The following is an 18516-nucleotide window of genomic DNA, read 5'->3' as shown; positions in this document are numbered from 1 at the left end:
AACAAGCATCTGCATACTTCTTAATTGCGGCGTACTGCATCTAATTAATCGATATAGTTCGAGCCATGGCACGTGTGAGCAGACCCGACATGACCCTCGTTCAACTGCGCTACTTCGTGACCGCGGCGACCCGACGCTCGATGACTGAGGCGTCGGTCGATCTGCACGTGGCACAGTCCGCAGTCTCGACCGCCATCGCGCAGCTCGAGCGCACGCTGGGCGTGCAGCTGTTCGTCCGACAACGCAGCAAGGGACTCGCTCTGACGGATGCTGGCGAGCAGCTTCTGCGGGACTCACGGTCGTTGCTGGCTCAGGTCGACGAGATCTCCGACACGGTGCGCGGTCACCACTACGACGTGCGCGGAACCTTGCGCCTAGCGTGCTTCGTGACGCTCGCGCCGTTCGTCCTGCCCAAGCTGATCTCCGCTGTCGAGCAGCAGCATCCGCGCCTTCGCATCGAGATCATCGAGGCCGACGTCGACGGCACTGTAGAACTCTTGCTCAACGGCACGGTCGAAGGCGCAATCGGATACGACTTCGGCACCGTGCACGATCTCACCTTCGACCACCTGTATTCCACCGCTCCCCACGTCATCCTGGCCGCCGACCACCCGCTCGCGCACCGCAAGCGACTGAAGCTCGCCGAGCTCGCCGGGCTGGACCTCGTCCTGCTCGACACGGCGCACTCCCGCGAGTACTTTCTCGGCATGCTCGAAACGGCCGGGGTACAGCCTCAGATCCGCTACAGCTCGCGCAGCTACGAAACGGTGCGCTCGCTTGTTGCGCGCGGGCAGGGGTATTCGATCCTGAACCAGGTGCCTCAGTCGCCGCTGACCTACGACGGCGGCGAGCTCCACGCGATTCCGATCGCGGGTGACGTGCCCTCTCTCGACGTGTGCTTCATGCGCGTTTCGGACGTTCGCCCCACAGCGCGGGCGAGAGTGATCGGCACCCTCGCCCGTGAACTGTTCGGTACGGACCCCTCGACACTCTGACGGACGCCGCACCTTTCAGGTGCTCAGCAGTGGCACCCTGGGCCGTCCCCGTGCCCTACCGCATGCGCGGACGCCGGCGGTGGTACGTCCAGCGCCGGGTTCTGGTCAAAGAATCCGGTCGGCTTGAGCGTGAAGCCGGTGTAGTCGACCGGCATGATCGGCCAGTCCTCAACCCGAGGGAAGTGGGTGAGTCCGAAGCTGTGCCACAAGACGACGTTCTCGCCATCGATGTTGCGGTCGGCCTTGATGTACTCAGGAAGCCCCGGCGTCCCAACGCTCTGGTTCACGTAGTCACCGGCCGGGAAACGCTCGTCCTCAGCGAACCGGGTAACCCACAGGTGCTCTGTAGCGAATGCCGCCCGCTTGCTGATCGACGATCCGTCGGCGGCAGCGAGAGTGGGCAGCCCCTCCGGGATCAGCGTGTAGGCCACCGGCTCACCGACACGATTCGTCTTCTCAGTGTTGACGATCTCCCACACACGCCCAAGCGAGCTGTCCGCCTTGCGACGCGCCTCGGTCTCGGTGGAAAGCACGTGCCGCGATCGCGAGAACGCGTTTCCGTGCGGGTTGCCCACGCCCTGCGGCACTCGCTTTAGGTCGAGCTCATGGACCGCGTTGCGTTCGCCGTCGACCGCCATGTCGAGCCGGGCGCAGAAGATGTGCTGGTGGTACGGCGCTGCGAGCCCGGGCGCGATCTGTGATGCGTAGGGATAGCCCTCACCCGGGTACCGGGCGGTGAAGACAATGCCGGTCGCCTTCGCCTCAAACTGAATCGTGCCGTCGAGGTAGAAGTACCAGTAGAAGCCGTAGTCGTAATTGCCGACGGTGGTGAAGAAGCTCACCACCAATCGGCGCTGACGTCTGGTCGAGCGGTGGCCGGCCCATTCGTCGGTGTGCTTCCACAACAGCCCGAAGTCCTCTTCGTGAATGCAGATAGCCTGCGAGATTTCGCGCGGGTTGCCGAAGTCATCCGCGACGACTGGCGAAAGGTAGGTGATCTCGCCGAGGCAGTCACACCCGAGTTCGAGAGAGTTCGCGTCGCGCCCGACCAGGTACTCGCCGGTGTCGAAGTAGTTCTGCCACGACCGGTACGGTGCCGGATCACCGTAGGGCACGACCATCTCGGCGATCGACGCGCGGTCGATGATCGAGCGTCGCACGCCCTGGTCCTGGATTCCGATCTGGCTGAGAACGAGCCCCTCGCGAGCGTCGAACCCCACGTGCAGGTCCCACTTCTGCCAGCGCAGCACGTTGCCGTCCAGGCTGAAACTCGGCCCCTCCGGCTGGGTGATGTGCAGCGGCTTGAGATCTGTGCGCAGCTCGCCGGTGAGCTCAGGCGATTCGAAGTTGCCGTTCGCGAGCGGGTCATCCGACGGCCCGTCGTCGATGATCCGCACAACGCGACGCTCGATCATGTCGACGAACGCAACGAGTTGATCGATGGGGTGGCCCCAGGCATAGTCGCCGGGCTCACGCTGCACGAACGCGAGTCCACGCAACAAGCGCCGCCCCTCCTCGCCCTCATAGTCGAAGATACCGGCCGACAAGGGCGCGACACGAACCTGCTGCGGCTCAAGGCCGCGAGAGGCGAGCGCGGCGCGCCAACCATCGTCTGCGGCCAGAATCTGCTCGATCGCCTCAAACTCTTCGATCAACACGGGAGCGTGCCCGTCGACCGCAGGATCGATCTCGACCTCCGAGACGATCGCGTCGGCCTCGAGGTCGACAACGAGGTCGGTCGTGGCGCCCGTCGCCGTGTCGAGCAAGATAGCCCGTGCGAGTCGAGGCGGGTGCGTCTCTCCGCCTCGCAGAAACTCCTTGGCCGGCTCTTTGAGCGAGAGGTAGGCGACACGCACGGTGTTTCCCAGCTTGCCCGCCGCAACAAGGTGGTCGCGCGCCGCCGTGATCTCATCCGCGCCCAGCGGGTCGAGGGGGTGGATGCGTCGTTCTGTGCCAACGGTCGTCGTGTTCACGATGCCCTTCCTAACTGCAGTGTCAGATCACGGCCATGATCGCGCCGATCTACCGGATCTCACGAGTACACCCCACATACCGACCACACCGCCAATACCCGATCGCGTTGCATTGAATCACTTCTCTTGATCCAAATGCACGAACGGCATCACCGGATCGGATCCGATCAGTCGGCATCAGCTGAATAGATGCAGTGCGTCGGGATTGTGAAGTTTACAGATGAAGCGCCGGGGCGGACGATGGGGGTCATCCATTCCAGGATTTCATCCCGCCCGGCAACGGTGCCGAGAAAGGCCCGCCATGACCAGTCAAGCAACGACTACTCAGACTCTCGTTCAGTTCGAGAAGCGGCACATCATGCCGATTCCCGAGAATGAACGCACCGGATCCGTCCGATCGCTCTTCGCGATCTGGGTGGGCATCAACATGCTGCCGCTCACGGTGGTCACCGGCGCGATCGCGACGGGCAGCTTCGGCCTCTCCATCGGTTGGAGCATCGTGGCCATCCTCACCGGAAATGTCATCGGTGCGTTTGGTGCTGCACTCCACGCCTCGCAAGGCCCTCACCTCGGCATCCCTCAGATGCTGCAAGCGCGCGCCCAGTTCGGCTTCTACGGTGGCAGCCTTCTCGCCGTCATTGCCTTGCTCATGTTCCTGGGCTTCTTCGCCAGCATCCTGATCGTGGCCAAAGACAGCCTGCTCGCCGTGTTCCCCGACCTGAACCCGGTCGCGGTCATCGTCGTCTTCGCTGCGATCGGCATCACGATCGCCGTCTACGGATACGATCTGCTGCGCAAAGCGATGGTCGTCCTGTCGATCGTCATCGCCGCCGTCGTCGTCGTCGCGATGATCATGCTGTGGTTCCAACCTGCCGTCACCACCGCCAATCCCGAGGCGGGCTTCACCGTCGCCGGCTTCTTCGGGATGCTCGCAATCGGTGTCGTCTGGCAGCTGGCCTACGCCCCCTACGTCTCGGACTACTCGCGCTACCTCCCGAAGGACACCGGCCCGAAGCAGGCCTTCTGGGCGACCTACCTCGGTCTCGTGCTCAGCTCGGTATTCGTCATGGTCTTGGGTGTAATGCTCGGGGCGGCCGACCCGAACAACCCGCTCGGTGCGATGGGTTCGCTTCTCGGACCGTTTGGAATCGTGGGACTGCTCGTCTTCGCATTCAGCGCAGCCATGATCAACGCCGCCGAGCTCTACTCAGGCGTGATGTGCGCTCTCACGGCGGTCAACTCGACCTTCCGCCGCGTCATCACCTCGCGCACTCGCGTCATCACGACTCTTGTCTGCGGCGTCATCGCCACGGCAGCAGCTCTCGCTGGCGAGAGCGACTTCGTCACCACCTTCCAGAACTTCGTGACAATCCTGCTGTACGTCCTCATCCCCTGGTCAGCCATCAACCTGGTGGACTACTTCGTCATTCGCAAAGGCGAGTACGCCGTCGACGAGCTGTTCCAACGGGATGGCGGACGCTATGGCCGCTGGAACGCGATTGGCCTCTCGACCTATGCCATCGGAATCGTGGTACAGATCCCGTTCATGGTCACACCGATGTTCACGGGCCCGCTCGCTGAACCCCTCGGATTCATCGATGTCGCATGGATCCTCGGCTTCGTCGTCAGCGGTCTCGTGTACCTGATCCTTACCCGACTGTTCGGCAAGCCCGAAGTTGCGGTAGTAGCCCAATCAGCGGTCACAGCTCAGCGCTGAACCGCGTCACGCGGGGGTCGGCCGCTTCGGCGGCTGACCCCCGCACGTGTTGCGCGAGTCCTTGCGATGGCGGCCGGGTGGGCACCGACGTTCCCTCCGGTGCGCCGTGCCGCCTCCGTAACCACTATGGCGGCGACGGTGGGATTTGAACTCACATCCAGTGTCATTTCGCGGCTTTCCTCGCCCGGAATTTTGCGGAGATTGACCTTTGGTCGATGTGCCGGCCGGTGCTGGATGCGACACGTTCTTTCTCACGCGTTTACTCACTGACGCCCGCGTAAAAGGGCATCGTCAGGTCGGCGAAATACGTCGTCGATCGCCTCGTGCGTTAGGTGAACGCGATGCGGTGCTGGGGCCTTGTCGTGGTCACAGCGTGCCGAGCAACGCCTCTACGGCAGCACGCGAGTGCTCCATCCGTGAGGGATCGGCGTCGAAGTCGCCGAGGAAGACCGAGCCGAGCGCACTCGTGAGGATGCCGTAGGCGACGGTCGCGCACGCGTTGGTGGAAGCATCCGGATGCTTCATCGACACCAGTTGCGCCAACTGCAAGCGCGTCGCGGTGTAGGCCGTTTTGAGGACCTCGGCGATCGCGGGGCTGCTGCGCGAGAGCTCGACGAGCCCCAGAACCACGGCGTTCTCGCGGTCCGGCGAGTTGAACTCGGGCCCGAACAGATAGTCCAGTGCCCCCGCGAGGTCGGCGACATCGCCCGGAATTATCGACCCGACCTCGCCGCTGTCGTCAGCGAAGACGCTTACCGCGGTGTCGAGCAAAAGCCGATCTCGGTTGCCGACGAAGTGCCTCACATGCCCGCGTGACATGCCGACGGCGTCTGCGATGCGATCGAGGGTAGCTCCGCGGATTCCGTGCTCGGCGATCGTCGTCATTGTCGCTTCGATGATCTGCTCGCGTCGCTCTAGGGCGACCGACGGTCGTGCCACGGGATCTCCTGATGTCGTGTGAGCACCGGGCTGCAGACCCGGACTCAGGTCGAGTGTAACGGTGCGATAAATTCTAGTCTAGTCAGACTTGACTAACTTCACGGTCCGCCGTAACGTGATCGTCACCCAGCCGAAAATCGGTGTCTCGATGCCGAGAAGGAGTGACATGTTCGAGGTTTCGCGCATACCGCCAGCACCCGAGAGCCCGCTCTCGTTCGCGGCGCGGATCCGCATGAGAGACGGCATCCTTCTCGCCGGCGATGTGTACCTCCCCGGCGCTCCGGAAGCCTCCGACGAAGCCCCGGGCGACACGATCCTCATCCGACTGCCGTACGACAAGTCGGGCGTCTACACCTTCATCCCGCAGGTCGCCGAGTACTTCATGCAACGCGGCTACCGCGTGGTCGCTCAGGATGTGCGCGGCAAGTTCCGCTCCGAGGGCGATGCCCTCCTCTTCGTCAACGAGGTGGATGACGGCTACGACACGATCGAGTGGATCACTCAGCAGTCGTGGTCGAACGGTCGCGTCGCGATGTGGGGGGATAGCTACTACGGCTACACCCAGTGGGCGGCCGCGGCAAGCGGTCACCCCGCTCTCAAGGCGATCTCGCCGCGCCTAACCGGCACCGCGCTGGGCGAACCGGTACGCCGTGACCCCGATTCCCGCACCGCTGGAGTCGAGTGGGGTGTCACCTACCTGTATCCGCTCACGCAGTTTTTCGATCGCGATATGGTCCTCTGGGAGCCGGATTGGGCACGGCGCGATTTCGCGGCGCAGGCCGAAGAATTCATGGCGCAGGTCGGATGCCGCAGCCTGTCGTATGACCAGTGGTATCCGCATCCCGTGTCCCTTCCCCGCTTCCCCTCCGGTGATCCCTTTGCCGGGCGTTCCGTGCCGACGCTCCACACGATCGGCTGGTGGGACAACTGCTCGCCCCTCTCGTGGGCCGATGTCGAGCGCATCGAGAGCCACCCGCACTGGGACGCCCACCATCACCTGCGCATCGAGTCGATCGACCACGAGAGCTTCCAACTCCTCGACTCCGACGAAGATCGGGTCATGGACCGCAGCGTCGAGCAGATCGCCGACCTCCTCCCCCGCACTCTCGATCCCGCCCTGGATTTCTTCGAAATCTTTGTGCGCGGCAACGGTTCAGCGGCTGATGTGCCGCGGGTGACCTGGGATCTCGCGCACGGGGACGGTATGCGGGATGCTGCGACCTGGCCCCCGACCGGCGTGCGCACTGTGACCCGCTACGCGACTGACGGCGGCGAACTCACCGCCGAGCGGCCTGCGGTCCCGACGACGCGTAGCTGGACGCACGACCCAGACGACCTCGTACCGTCCACCGTGCCGGACGCGTTCGCCTACCTCTTGACGATGCCCGATGAGGCTCCGCTCGGCGAGCGCGGCGATGTGCTGACGTTCACCACCGCCGCCGCAATGGCCGACGTGAATCTTGCCGGTCCTGTCAGCGCGCGGGTGACCATCTCTTCGGACGGACCGATCATGGACTGCTTTGTGCGCGTGCTCGACGTGGCGCCAGATGGCACCGCGCTGCGGATCGCGCGGGGCCAACGACAGCTGCGGGATGCAACCGAACCCGGCACGCTGGAAATCGACCTCGGGCACATCGGCTACCGCCTACGTGCCGGTCACCGTCTGCGGGTTCACGTCGCCAGCAGCGACTACCCGGAGTTCCTCCCCCAGACAGGCACGGGCGCCGACCCGTGGGCGTGGGGCCCGACCCGGCTGAACATTCAATCCCTCGTCGTCGGTGGACCCGACGCGTTCGCCCTGGAATTCACCGTCCTCGAAGGAGACCTGCCGTGATGGAACCCACCCTGGAGTACGTCTTCGAGATCCGTGCGCGGATCGACCCCGACTTCCACATCGGCCGCGGACCCGATGAGACGCTCTCGTTCACCCCCATTTCGGGCGGCAGTGTCTCGGGCCCGCGCCTGAACGGCGAAGTGCTCCCGGGCGGCGGGGACTGGGCGGTAGAGCGGTCCGGCACCGCGCAGCTCGAGGCCCGGTACCTCCTGCGTGCCGAGGACGGCGCGGTGATCGACATCCTCAACCGCGGGTACTTCCGCGCGACACCCGAAGTGATCGCACGGATGGAAACGGGCGAGGACGTGCCCGAGGACGAACCGGGCTTGTACTTTCGCACCGCACCTGTCTTTCAAACCGACGCACCCCCACACCGCTGGCTCGCCGAGAACCAATTCGTCGGCCTGGCGCGCGACGAAGACGGCCACGTCTGCATCCGCGTCTTCCTTCTCACCTGATCACGCGCACCTCACTGCTCCACCGATTTGTCCCACCCGATTCGAACGGAAAGCTCATGAAAAGAACTGGAATGGCCATCGGAGCGCTCGCCTGTGTGGCCGCGCTCACGCTCACCGCGTGCGCACCGCGTGATGGCGGTGGCACCACCGACTCCGGCGAAGAAGCCGAGATCACCATCGTCGACTCGCTACCCGCAGGTACGACACCGGTCGATGAGGTCACCTGGGCGATCGTCGAGGGAGAGCCGGCGACGCTCAACCCCGCAGCATCCGCCAACCTCATCATTCCCAACCTCTGCGACAACCTGCTGACGCTGCAACCGGACTTCTCGATCGAGCCCGGCATCGCCACGAGCGCCGAGTTCGTCGACCCCGTGACCTTCGTGATCACGCTGCGCGACGATGTGACGTTCTGGAACGGCAACCCCGTGACCGCGGAAGATGTGGTGTACAGCCTGCAGCTGGGCGCCAACCCGGCATCGCAGTGGTTCGGCGCCTTCGCCCTCGTCGTTCCCGACCCGGCCGTCGGCATCGTCGCGACGGGACCTAACGAGGTCACCGTTCGCTTCGTCGCACCCGACTCGACCTTCCGCGACGCACTCGCAGGTCAGGGCGGGGCCGTCATGGAGAAGGCCTTCGGCGAGACGGTGGGCGAGGCTCTCGGCACGCCCGACGGTGGGCTGATGTGCACGGGTCCGTACGAGCTGGCCGAGGGAGGCTGGACGCCCGGCAGTGACATCGTCACGACCGCGAACGAGAACTACTGGAATGGCACTCCCCTCGTCGAGACGATGACCTACACGTTCGTCTCAGACGGGTCGACACTCGCCACCGCTCTCACGCAGGGCGACATCGACGGTGCGATCAACGTTCCGCCCAGCTCGCGCGCAGCGTTTGAAGGCGATGGTGCGGGCACTCTCACGGTCGGGCCCTCAACTGCGTCATATAGCTTCGGTCCGGCCACATCGACGGGGGCTGCGGCGAACCCGATGATCCGCCAGGCGCTGAGCCTCGCGATCGACCGCGAGCAGTACCTCGACACCGTCGTGGCGGGGCTCGGCTACACGCAGAAGACGATCGTGCCGGAGTTCTCGTTCCAGTCGATGGAAGCAGCCGCCATCTACCAGGCTGGCTACGACGCGCTCGCGCCCCTGGAGGTCGACCTTGATGCCGCAAAGAAGCTCGTCGAGGAAAGCGGCGAGGACGTCACCGAACCGCTGGTGCTCGCGGTACCGGCCGGCGCGAAAGAGCTGCAGCAAACGGCGGCGATCATCCAGAGCGCCGGAGAGTCGATCGGTCTCGAGATCACGATCGACGCGATGCAAGCATCAGACTTCGGTGCGTTGTTCTACGACCCGACCCAGCGCGAAGGTATCGACTTCGTCGCGACGCAGGGATACCTTGAGACGCCCGGCGTGCTGGGCTACCCGTCTCTGTTCCTGTTGCCCGCCGAGGTCGGAGGCATCTTCAACTGGAGCGGCTACGACAACCCCGAGGTGACGTCGCGCATGATGGCCGCCCGCAGCGCAACCGACCCCGAGACCGCGGCGAACGAGTTCGTTGCCGCTCAAGAGATCTTCGCGCCCGACATGCTGCAGATCACCCTCGCCGGCACGTACCACCTGACGTACCTCAGCAATGAACTGACCGGCGTCACGACGTCGATCGCGGCGTACGGCAGCCCCTGGGCGTTGCACCTCGGCGGCAAATGATGTGTGACGGAGTCGCGGTGAGTTCGGTCATCGCGACTCCGTCACGCTCTTTACACAACGCAGACACGACACCGGAAGGGGGGTCGAACCCGTGAACACGATGACCGGCACGCTGCTGAGCCGGCTCGGCGGGCTCTTTCTCACCCTGGTCCTTGCCAGCATTGCGATCTTCTCGGCGGTGCTGCTGACCGGTGACCCGATTGCGGCTCTTGCGGGGGGCGCAAAGCCGACGCCCGAGCTCATCGCCCAGATACGCGAGGAGTACCACCTCGATGAGCCGGTGTGGACGCGCTATTGGCTGTGGCTCACAAGCGCTCTTCAGGGTGACTTCGGGCAGTCGTTCGTCTACAAGACGGATGTCATGAACCTCATCGCTCCGCGCTTCGGTATCACTCTGCAGCTCGTCCTCTACACGCTTGCGATCATCCTCGTCTTCGGCGTCGGCTCCGGAATCCTCGCTGCCACGCGAGGCCCAGCTGTCGACCGCACCGTAGCGATCCTTACCTCGCTCGGGATGGCCCTGCCGACCTTTGTCGTGGCGATCCTGCTGATTTGGATCTTCGCAAAGACTCTCGGGTGGTTCCCCGTCTACGGCGAGGGAGAGGGATTTTTGGATCGCCTGTGGCACCTGACCCTCCCCGCGATTTCGCTCGCGGTGCTCTTCATCGCCTACATCAGCCGCGTGACGCGGAGTTCGCTCATTGCCCAGCTTCACTCTGAGCACGTCGATACGGCACGGGTGCGAGGCATCCCGTCGCATCGCATCTTCAGCGTGCACGTCTTCCGCAACGCGTCACCGCAACTGCTCGCGATCACCGGCACGACCATCGCGGGACTGTTCGCCGCCTCGGCAATCGCCGAAGTTGCCTTCGGGCTCGGGGGCATCGGATCGCTGCTCGTGCAAGCGGCGGCCCGCGCAGATCTGCCGGTCGTGCAGATCGTTTCGCTGCTGCTCGTGACGATCTTCGTCGTCGTCAACGCGGTGGCCGACCTGATCAGCGCACTCATCGATCCATCGAGCATTTCCGGAGGGAGGGCAGCATGAGCGTCGCACAACTCGCTGGCGGGACCGTGCCGAAGGCCGCCAAGACCGCCGCTCAGAAAGACTGGCTGTTCTTCGTCGCCCTCGCCGCCCTGGGGATCATCGTCGTCGCGGCGCTGATCGGACCTTGGGTTGCGCCCTACGACGCGAACGAGCTTTACGTCGGGCCTATCAACGGCGCACCGAGCGTGGATCACCCCTTCGGCACCGACGACCTTGGTCGCGACATCCTCTCGCGCGTCCTGGTCGGCGCGATGGCCAGCGTCTTCGCCCCCATCATCGTGGTCCTGCTCTCGACCGTCATGGGCGTGACTCTCGCCGTGGTCGCCGCCTGGTTCGGCGGATGGGTTCGCGGAGGCATCGGACGCGTCATCGATGTGATCTTCGCGATCCCGGGACTCGTCATCGCTGTACTTGCAGTCGCCATCTTCGGCAAAGGCCTCGCGGCGCCCATCATCGCACTCTCGATCGCCTACATCCCGGTCGTCGCACGGCTGACACAGACCGCCGCATCGCGCGAACTCGGTCAGCCGTACATCGCAGCATTGCGTGTGCAGGGGCTGCCGAGCCTAGCTATCTGCTTCCGCCATCTGATTCCCGCACTCGTCCCGCTCGTCGCCGCGCAGATGGCGGTCGGCTTCGGGTACGCGATGCTCGACCTCGCCGCGATCTCGTTTCTCGGTCTCGGCCAGCAACCGCCGACGCCCGACTGGGGCTCGATGATCGCCAACGGCCAGGCGGGCATCCTCGCCGGAGCACCCGAGCAGTCCGTCTTTCCCGCGGCCCTCGTCGTGATCACGGTGCTTGCGGTCGGGATCATCGGCGGCCGCGTCACCCTCTGGGCTGAGGAGAAGGACAAGTGAACGTTCTCGACATCGCAGGACTCGACATCTTCACCCCGAGCGGCAACCAACTCGTCTTCGGCACGAACCTCACGGTCGCCAAGGGCGAGGCGGTGGGCCTGGTCGGCGAGTCCGGTTCGGGCAAGACGCTCACCGTGCGGGCGGTCGCCGGCCTGCTGCCCGTGGGCTTCACGACCTCAGGCTCGGTCGCGGTGAACGGCACCGACCTCAGCACTCTGAGCCCGCGCGCGCTCCGCGAACTGCGCGCCCGCCGCCTCGGGATGATCTTTCAGACGCCGCGAGCGCACCTGAATCCCCTGCTGACGATCGGCGGTTTCTTGACCGAGGCGCTCGTCCACGTGGCGGGGGTCACGCCCGCGATCGCCGAGCAGCGCGCGAAAGATCTGCTCGATGAGGTCGGCATCACTGATCCGGCGCGGCGGATGCGGCAGCATCCTGCCGAACTGTCCGGAGGGCTTCTGCAGCGCGTGATGATCGCGGCGACCCTTGCGATGGACCCCGAGATTCTCCTCGCCGACGAGATCACGACCGCGCTCGATGTCACGACGCAGGAGGAAGTGATGGCGGTCATCGCCGACCTGCGCGCACACCGCGACCTGTCCTTGCTGTTCATCACGCACGACCTCGCCCTCGCGGGCGCCGTGTGCGACCGGGTCAACGTTATGCAGCACGGCCGCATCGTCGAGACACTGCGGGCGGCGACCATGCGGCAGACGGCGCAGCACGAGTACACCCGCATCCTGATGTCGGCCGCGCTCGACGAGGCCCCACCGATCTCTGCGGAACCTCTCGAGGCGACGCCGATTCTCGAGATCCGCGATCTCCGCAAGACCTATCGCGTGCGTGGCGGGTCGGGTGGCAAAGAGACGCTTGTCGCCGTCGACGGTGTGTCGATGGCGATCGAGGCCGGGGGCTCGCTCGGCATCGTCGGCGAGTCTGGGTCGGGCAAGTCGACGACGGCGAGGATTCTGATGGGTCTCGAGCGGGCGGATGCTGGCACCATCGCCGTCGACGGACAGGACTGGAGTGCGCCCGCGCGCCGCAGCGCCGATCGCCGACAGCGCGCGAAGATCGCGCAGATGGTGTTCCAAGACCCGTACCAATCGCTCGACCGTCGGCAGACCGTGCAGCAGTGTCTCAGCGAGGCCGTGCGCGTGCACCGGCCGACCGACTCGAAAGAGGCTGTGCAGAGTCGCGTACGAGAGCTGATGTCTGAGGTGCGGCTCGGCGCGGAGTTTCTCGGGGTTCGGCCCCGGGCGTTGTCGGGCGGCCAGCGCCAGCGCGTCGCGATCGCGCGGGCACTGGCGGCTGATCCGGTCCTCCTTGTGCTCGACGAGGCCGTCTCGGCGCTCGACGTCACCACGCAGGTCGAGATCCTCACCCTGCTCGACGGCATTCGCCGCGACACCGGAGTCGCTCTCCTGATGATCACGCACGACCTCACGGTGGTCAGGCGGCTGTGCGATCACGTCGTCGTCATGCGGCACGGCCGTATCGAAGAGCGCGGCACGGCCACAGACATCCTCGATAGCCCGCAGGCCGAGTACACCCGGATGTTGCTCGATTCGATCCCGCGCGAGGGGTGGCAGCCACGCCGGCGCCGCCTGGGGCGCACGCAGTCACTCCCGACCATCACGCGCAGCACGGCCATTCCCGAGTAGAGGACCCTCATGAAACCCGACTTCGAGTATTGCTTCGAACTGCGCTGCCAGGTCGATGAAGCGCTGCCCCTCGGCGGGCAGACTCCGGGTGAGGGGTTGCACTTCGCCCGGGTCTCGGGGGGCACCTTCGACGGTCCGCGACTCAGCGGCACGGTGCTGAACAGCGGCGGCGACTGGTGGCGCGGGAAGGGGCTGATGGTCCAGCTCGATGCTCGCTACGTCATTGAAGCCGCGGTCTCCGACGGAACCGCGGGCATCGAGGTTGTCAACCGCGGTATCTGGCGCACCGACCCTACGACCTTCGAACGAATGCTGGCCGGCGAAGAAGTCAGCGAACAAGACCTCTACTACCGCACGGCCTTTCAGTTCCGCACCGAGCACCCGGAGCTGCAGTGGCTCACCGAATCCCAGTTCATCGGATATGCGCGTTCCGATCCTGGCCACGTGATCATCCGCGTCTTCCGAATTGTCTGACTCGCTTCGCCCGAAAGGCACACCCATGACCGCAGACCTCGTGATCGTGAACGGCCGCGTCTTCGATGGCACGATCCGCACCGAGAGCACCGCCGTCGCGGTCATCGGCGACCGCATCGTGCGGGTCGGATCCGATGCGCGCGTGCTCGAGTTGGCGGGCGATACGACAAGGGTGGTGGATGCCTCGGGCGGCATCATCCACCCCGGTTTCGTCGACGCCCACGCTCACGCCGTGTTCGCCGGCGTCGAGCGCCTGAGTATCGACCTCACTTCCGCGCAGAGCGTCGAAGAGACGCTCGCGCTGATCCGCGTCGGGGTCGAAAGCACGGCGACCGAATGGATCACCGGCGGAGGGTGGAGTCACGAGCTCTTCCCGATGCCCACGCGTCACCAGCTGGACGAGATCGTTCCCGACCGACCGGTCGCCCTCAGCGACGCCGGCCACCACACACTCTGGGTCAACTCCAAGGCCCTCCAGCTAGCCGGCATCACCCGCGATACTCCGCAACCGCACAACGGCCACATTTTTCTCGATGACGCGGGCGATCCCCTCGGCTACCTCAACGAGAGCGCCGCCGAACTGGTGGGCAGGCTCATCCCACCCGCGACCGACGACGAGATCTACGCGGGCCTCCTCAATGCACAGGAGTACCTGTGGACGCTCGGCGTCACGGGCTGGCACGAGGCGATCCTCGGCGAGTACAACGGCAAGGCCGATTGCACTCCCGGCTACCTTCGCGCCCTCGCCGAGGGAACTCTCAAGAGCGAAGCATCCGGCGCCCTTTGGATCGCACCGGGGCTCCACCGTGACGACGTCTCTGCACTCGTGGATCGCTTCGTCGAGCTCCGCGCACGCAACGCGGATGCCGGGTTCAGCACCTCGACCGTCAAGGCGATGATCGACGGCGTGCCGCACGGCGAAACGGCGGCGCTGCTCGAGCCGTACTGCAACCACGACGGGTTCACGGGCGAGATGCACTTCGACGAAGAGACGATCTTCGCGTTCGTGTCTGAGATGGATGCCGCGGGCTTCGCTCTGCATCTCCACATCATGGGCGACCGTGGCATTCGCGTCGCGCTCGACGCGATCGAAGCCGCACGCGCCGCCAACGGCGCCGGACCCCGACACCACATCGCGCACCTGTCGATGGTGCAACCTGACGATGCGAAGCGGTTCGGCCCGCTCGGCATCACGGCGAACATCCAAGGCCTGTGGGCCGCGCCCGATCCGTTTCTCGAGACGATGATCGGGCCTGAACGAGTGCTCGAGGGCTACCCGTTCCGCACGATGCTCGAGGGCGGGGCCGAGCTCGCGATGGGTTCGGATTGGCCGGTCTCACCCGCTGACCCATGGCTCGCGATACACGTCACCGTGAACCGGTGGGCACCGCCGCCTCCTGGCCTCGCGCTGCCGCCGATCCCCGAGGGTAGCGTTCCTCAGACACTGGACGCCGAGCACCAGTCCCTCACCCTCGCTCAGGCGCTCGGCGCCTACACGAGTGGGTCGAGCGCACTCGTGCTCGGCCGGCCCGGTCGTGTGCGCATCGGCGAGCGCGCCGACCTCGCCGTCGCGACAGCCGATCCATTTGAGTTCGCACCCGAGCAGATCATGTCGGTCCGGACCGCCGTGACCGTCGTCGCCGGCGAGGTCGTCTTCCAGGCATGAGCTCGTTCAGGTCCTATGGCCGACCGCGGACGCGGTGTCACGAAACAGGCTCGCCAGAGTCAACGACGATGCGTCCCCCAACGATCGTCAGCAGGACGACAGCATCACCGAGGATTTCGGGCGTCACCGTCCGAGGATCGCGATCGAGCACTGTGATGTCGGCCGTGGCACCGACGGTGAGCACACCGCCCGTTTTGCCGATCGAACGATAGGGCTCGACGGTCAGCCCGCGCAACGCCTCCACCGCGTCGAGGGCCTGACTCGGATTGATCGGTACCGCGTCGGGCTCGTCGTGCCGACGGCGCAGTTGGGCATCCGCCAGGATCCCTACGGCATCGCTCGGAGCGACCGGCCAATCCGAGCCCAGGGCGAGGGGAACCCCCGCGCGCACGAGGTCTCGATTGCGGAAGCCCCTGCTCGCACGTTCCTCGCCCAGTCGTCGCGACCAGTTGTCGCTGCCGTCTGCCCGGGTGAAGAGCGTGCAGTGGGTGGGCTGCACGCTGGCGGTGGCGCCTGAAGAAATGAACACCTCAAGCGCAGCATCCGTCATCGTCTCGATGTGTTCTATCCGGTGCGTGGCCCCACGCTCGATCAGCCCGTCGATTGCGCGCACGACGAAGTCGATTCCTGCGTCTCCGATCGCGTGGGTGGTGGTGGGGATCCCGCGGCGGTCAAGTTCGGTGAGCGCGGCGCGGTACTTCTCGGGTTCGAGCCACAGCGAGCTCGTGGACTCGCCGAGGCAGTCGGGTTCGTGCAACCAGGCCGTTCCGTTGTCGACCGTGCCGTCGATCATGAGCTTGACGCCCTCGACGACCCAGCGGCGTCCATGCACACCCTGCAGGTGAGCGAGTCGCTCGACCTCTTCGCTCGGAGCTCCGGGCACGTACCAGGGGGACATCCGGAGTCGAATCGGAAGGTCGCGTGTCGCCTCGATCGCCTGCAGCAACTCGATTGCGTCGGGGGCGAGGTCTTGCACCTGCCCCGACGTGAACCCCGCACGCGCCATGTGCATCAGCACCTCGTAGAGCGCCTCGACGCGCAGATCGAAGCTGAGCGGAGGCAGTACCGACTCGACGAGATGAATGGCTTGAAGCTCCAGCAGGTAGCCCGTTGGACGACCGGACGGGTCGGTTACGACCCGTGATCCGTCAGTGAACTCTTCATCGCCCGTGACACCGGCGAGCGCCAGCGCTTCAGAGGAAGCCAGTGCGGCATGCGCGTCGAAGAACCGAAGGAATGCCGGATGCTTCCCCGCGACGGTGTTCAGGACCTCGTTTGAGACGGCGTCTTCGCCGAACACGTTCGGGTCAAGACCCCAGCCGAGAAGCCAGTCGTCGTCGGCCAGCCCGGCCGCCTCGGCCGACAGCGCTGCCCCGACGTCGGCGAGGGTACGGCACCGGCTGAGATCGGCTCCTTGAGTGAGTTCGATGCCGAACACCGGGTGGATGTGACTGTCGACGAACCCGGGCAGGATGGCCGCGCCGGGGAGCTCGATCACTCGGGTGCCGTCGCCGATGTGCGGCTGCAGAGCGCTGCGACTACCGAGCGCCACCACCTCGCCGTCGCGGATCGCGAGGCCCTCAGCATCCGACGTCGTGTCTGCGTCAGACGCCATCGTCACCACCACACCACCGAACATCACCAGGTCTGCAGGACGTTCCGCGCTCATCGGGCGTCAACCATTTCGCCGCGCACCGACTCGGGGTCTGCGCCGCCGATTCGGGCGAAGACTTCGGGCTTCCGCGCACGAAGGAACAGCGCGTATACCGCTCCGAGGATCAGCACTACGGGAACAACGGCGAGGATGACCGCGTTGATGGCGGGGCCGGCGGCGGTCAGGTAGTCGATCGTAATCACCAGGACGGTGAGCAGCACGGCCATCGCCACGAGCGAGAAGATCGCCGCGGGCAGCACGTACCAGCGCCGCGCGAGCTGGGGGTTGCGAACGATGAAGATGACGACAGAGATCGACGCGAGCAGTTGCAGGGTGATGATGCCGTAGACGCCTGGCGAGTTGACCAGAATCACAAGCTGCGTGAGCGGGTCGAGCGCGGCGACTCCGAAGGCGATGACGACGGCGATCGCGACGATGCTCTGAATCAGGCCGGCGACCCACGGCGCACCCATCCGGTTGGTCCTGTTGAAGAATGCGGGGAGGATGCCGTCACGCGAGAGCGCGAAGCTGTAGCGGTTGATCGCGTTGTGGAAGGCGAGCTGTCCGGCGAAGATGCTCGAGACGATCAGGACGAACATCACCGATACGCCCCATTCGCCGACGTAGGCACCCATCGCCGTGAAGAAGAAGGCAGCCGGGTCTTCGGCGATGACACCCTGCACTTCGCTGTCGCCGAAAGCCTGAATGACGAGCCAGAGCGTGCCGGTGTAGAAGATCGCGAGGAACGCCACGGCGATGTACGTCGCCCGCGGAATCGACCGGTCGGCGTCGCGCGTCTCACTGCGATACAGCACCGTCGATTCGAAGCCCATGAATGCGGCGAAGCCGAAGCCGAGGATCGCGAACATGCTGGGCGTGAAGATGTTCTCGGGCGCGAAGGTTCCGAACTCGAGCTCACCGGCACGCTGGGTGAGGATGGATGCTGCGAGCACCACGAGCAGCGCCGTTTCGAGCACCAGCAGCACGCCGAGCACCTTGGCGCCGACGTCGACACCGACGGCCGCGAGGCCGAAGACGAGGATCGCGCCGATCACCGCGAGGATCCACCACTGCACGTCCATGCCGAACACGACGGCGAACATTCCCTGCGCCATGACGCCGAACAGGCCCCACAGCCCGATCTGCAGCAGGTTGTACGACACCCACGCCAGGAATCCCGCTGCGAGGCCGATGACCCGGCCGAGCCCGACCGAGATGTACGTGTAGAAGCCGCCCATGGGCTTCAAGTTGCGCGCCATGAAGAGAAACCCGACGGCGAAGACGGCAAGCACGATGCCGGCGACGGCGTAGACGATCGGCGCCGAGACCCCACCGATGAGGACGGCAAGGGGGCCGATGCCCGCGAGCACGCTGAGCGGTGCGGCCGCCGAGACCACGAGGAAGACGACTCCCCAGGTGCCGAGCGCGGCCTTCTTGAGCTTTCCGGATGGCTCCTCGGCGAGGAGTGACGAGTCGAGGGTCATGGCGAATCCTTCAGTCGGGTTGCTAGTCCCACGGCGACACTGCT

General features: G+C 65.4%; 14 protein-coding genes. 10 read left to right on the top strand and 4 right to left on the bottom strand.

What is annotated here, in order from left to right:
* Positions 1–65: 65 nt before the first annotated feature.
* Positions 66–995 (top strand): LysR family transcriptional regulator, encoded by a 930-nt coding sequence (locus tag LG299_RS12835; protein ID WP_404430827.1) that lies wholly within the window; start codon positions 66–68, stop codon positions 993–995.
* A 23-nt stretch (positions 996–1018) separates the two neighbouring features.
* Here the strand turns inward: LG299_RS12835 and LG299_RS12830 are convergent, their stop codons facing one another.
* On the bottom strand, positions 1019–2968 hold the full coding sequence (locus LG299_RS12830; protein ID WP_404430825.1) for a primary-amine oxidase: 1950 nt from the start codon (positions 2966–2968) through the stop codon (positions 1019–1021).
* A gap of 301 nt (positions 2969–3269) precedes the next feature.
* Here LG299_RS12830 and LG299_RS12825 point away from each other — a divergent pair, with 301 nt between their 5' ends.
* A complete protein-coding gene (locus LG299_RS12825; RefSeq protein ID WP_404430823.1) occupies positions 3270–4685 on the top strand; it encodes a purine-cytosine permease family protein in 1416 nt (471 codons plus the stop codon).
* A gap of 366 nt (positions 4686–5051) precedes the next feature.
* On the opposite strand, the gene LG299_RS12820 is transcribed toward LG299_RS12825, so the two are convergent.
* Positions 5052–5624 (bottom strand): TetR/AcrR family transcriptional regulator, encoded by a 573-nt coding sequence (locus tag LG299_RS12820; protein ID WP_404430821.1) that lies wholly within the window; start codon positions 5622–5624, stop codon positions 5052–5054.
* Between the two features lie 166 nt (positions 5625–5790).
* Here LG299_RS12820 and LG299_RS12815 point away from each other — a divergent pair, with 166 nt between their 5' ends.
* From LG299_RS12815 to LG299_RS12780, 8 genes are all read left to right on the top strand, one after another.
* Positions 5791–7458 carry a CocE/NonD family hydrolase gene (locus LG299_RS12815; protein WP_404430819.1) on the top strand — a complete coding sequence of 556 codons (1668 nt, stop codon included), beginning with the start codon at positions 5791–5793 and terminating at the stop codon, positions 7456–7458.
* A complete protein-coding gene (locus tag LG299_RS12810; RefSeq protein ID WP_404434883.1) occupies positions 7458–7916 on the top strand; it encodes a DUF3237 domain-containing protein in 459 nt (152 codons plus the stop codon). The genes LG299_RS12815 and LG299_RS12810 overlap by 1 nt, the downstream gene beginning before the upstream one ends.
* A 56-nt stretch (positions 7917–7972) precedes the next feature.
* Positions 7973–9628 carry an ABC transporter substrate-binding protein gene (locus LG299_RS12805; RefSeq protein WP_404430817.1) on the top strand — a complete coding sequence of 552 codons (1656 nt, stop codon included), beginning with the start codon at positions 7973–7975 and terminating at the stop codon, positions 9626–9628.
* A gap of 100 nt (positions 9629–9728) precedes the next feature.
* A complete protein-coding gene (locus tag LG299_RS12800; protein WP_404434882.1) occupies positions 9729–10673 on the top strand; it encodes an ABC transporter permease in 945 nt (314 codons plus the stop codon).
* Positions 10670–11533, top strand: coding sequence for an ABC transporter permease (locus LG299_RS12795; RefSeq protein ID WP_404430815.1), 864 nt, complete (start codon positions 10670–10672; stop codon positions 11531–11533). Before LG299_RS12800 ends, LG299_RS12795 begins: the two co-directional genes overlap by 4 nt.
* Positions 11530–13194, top strand: a complete 1665-nt coding sequence (nikE, locus tag LG299_RS12790; RefSeq protein ID WP_404430813.1) for a nickel ABC transporter ATP-binding protein NikE — start codon at positions 11530–11532, stop codon at positions 13192–13194. Before LG299_RS12795 ends, nikE begins: the two co-directional genes overlap by 4 nt.
* A gap of 9 nt (positions 13195–13203) precedes the next feature.
* Complete coding sequence (locus LG299_RS12785) at positions 13204–13668, top strand: DUF3237 domain-containing protein (RefSeq protein ID WP_404430811.1); 465 nt, start codon at positions 13204–13206, stop codon at positions 13666–13668.
* A gap of 25 nt (positions 13669–13693) precedes the next feature.
* Positions 13694–15334: an amidohydrolase gene (locus LG299_RS12780; RefSeq protein WP_404430809.1), complete on the top strand. Its 1641-nt coding sequence runs from the start codon at positions 13694–13696 to the stop codon at positions 15332–15334.
* A gap of 37 nt (positions 15335–15371) precedes the next feature.
* On the opposite strand, the gene LG299_RS12775 is transcribed toward LG299_RS12780, so the two are convergent.
* Complete coding sequence (locus tag LG299_RS12775; RefSeq protein WP_404430807.1) at positions 15372–17003, bottom strand: amidohydrolase; 1632 nt, start codon at positions 17001–17003, stop codon at positions 15372–15374.
* Entirely contained in the window at positions 17000–18472 is a 1473-nt protein-coding gene (locus LG299_RS12770; RefSeq protein ID WP_404430805.1) for an APC family permease, read from the bottom strand. Before LG299_RS12770 ends, LG299_RS12775 begins: the two co-directional genes overlap by 4 nt.
* Positions 18473–18516 lie beyond the last annotated feature (44 nt).

Source organism: Microbacterium lacus (genome assembly GCF_044794305.1).
Taxonomy (GTDB): Bacteria; Actinomycetota; Actinomycetes; order Actinomycetales; family Microbacteriaceae; genus Microbacterium; species Microbacterium lacus_B.
The sequence above is the reverse complement of the archived record's forward strand: the minus strand, read 5'-3'. Positions and strand labels throughout refer to the sequence as shown.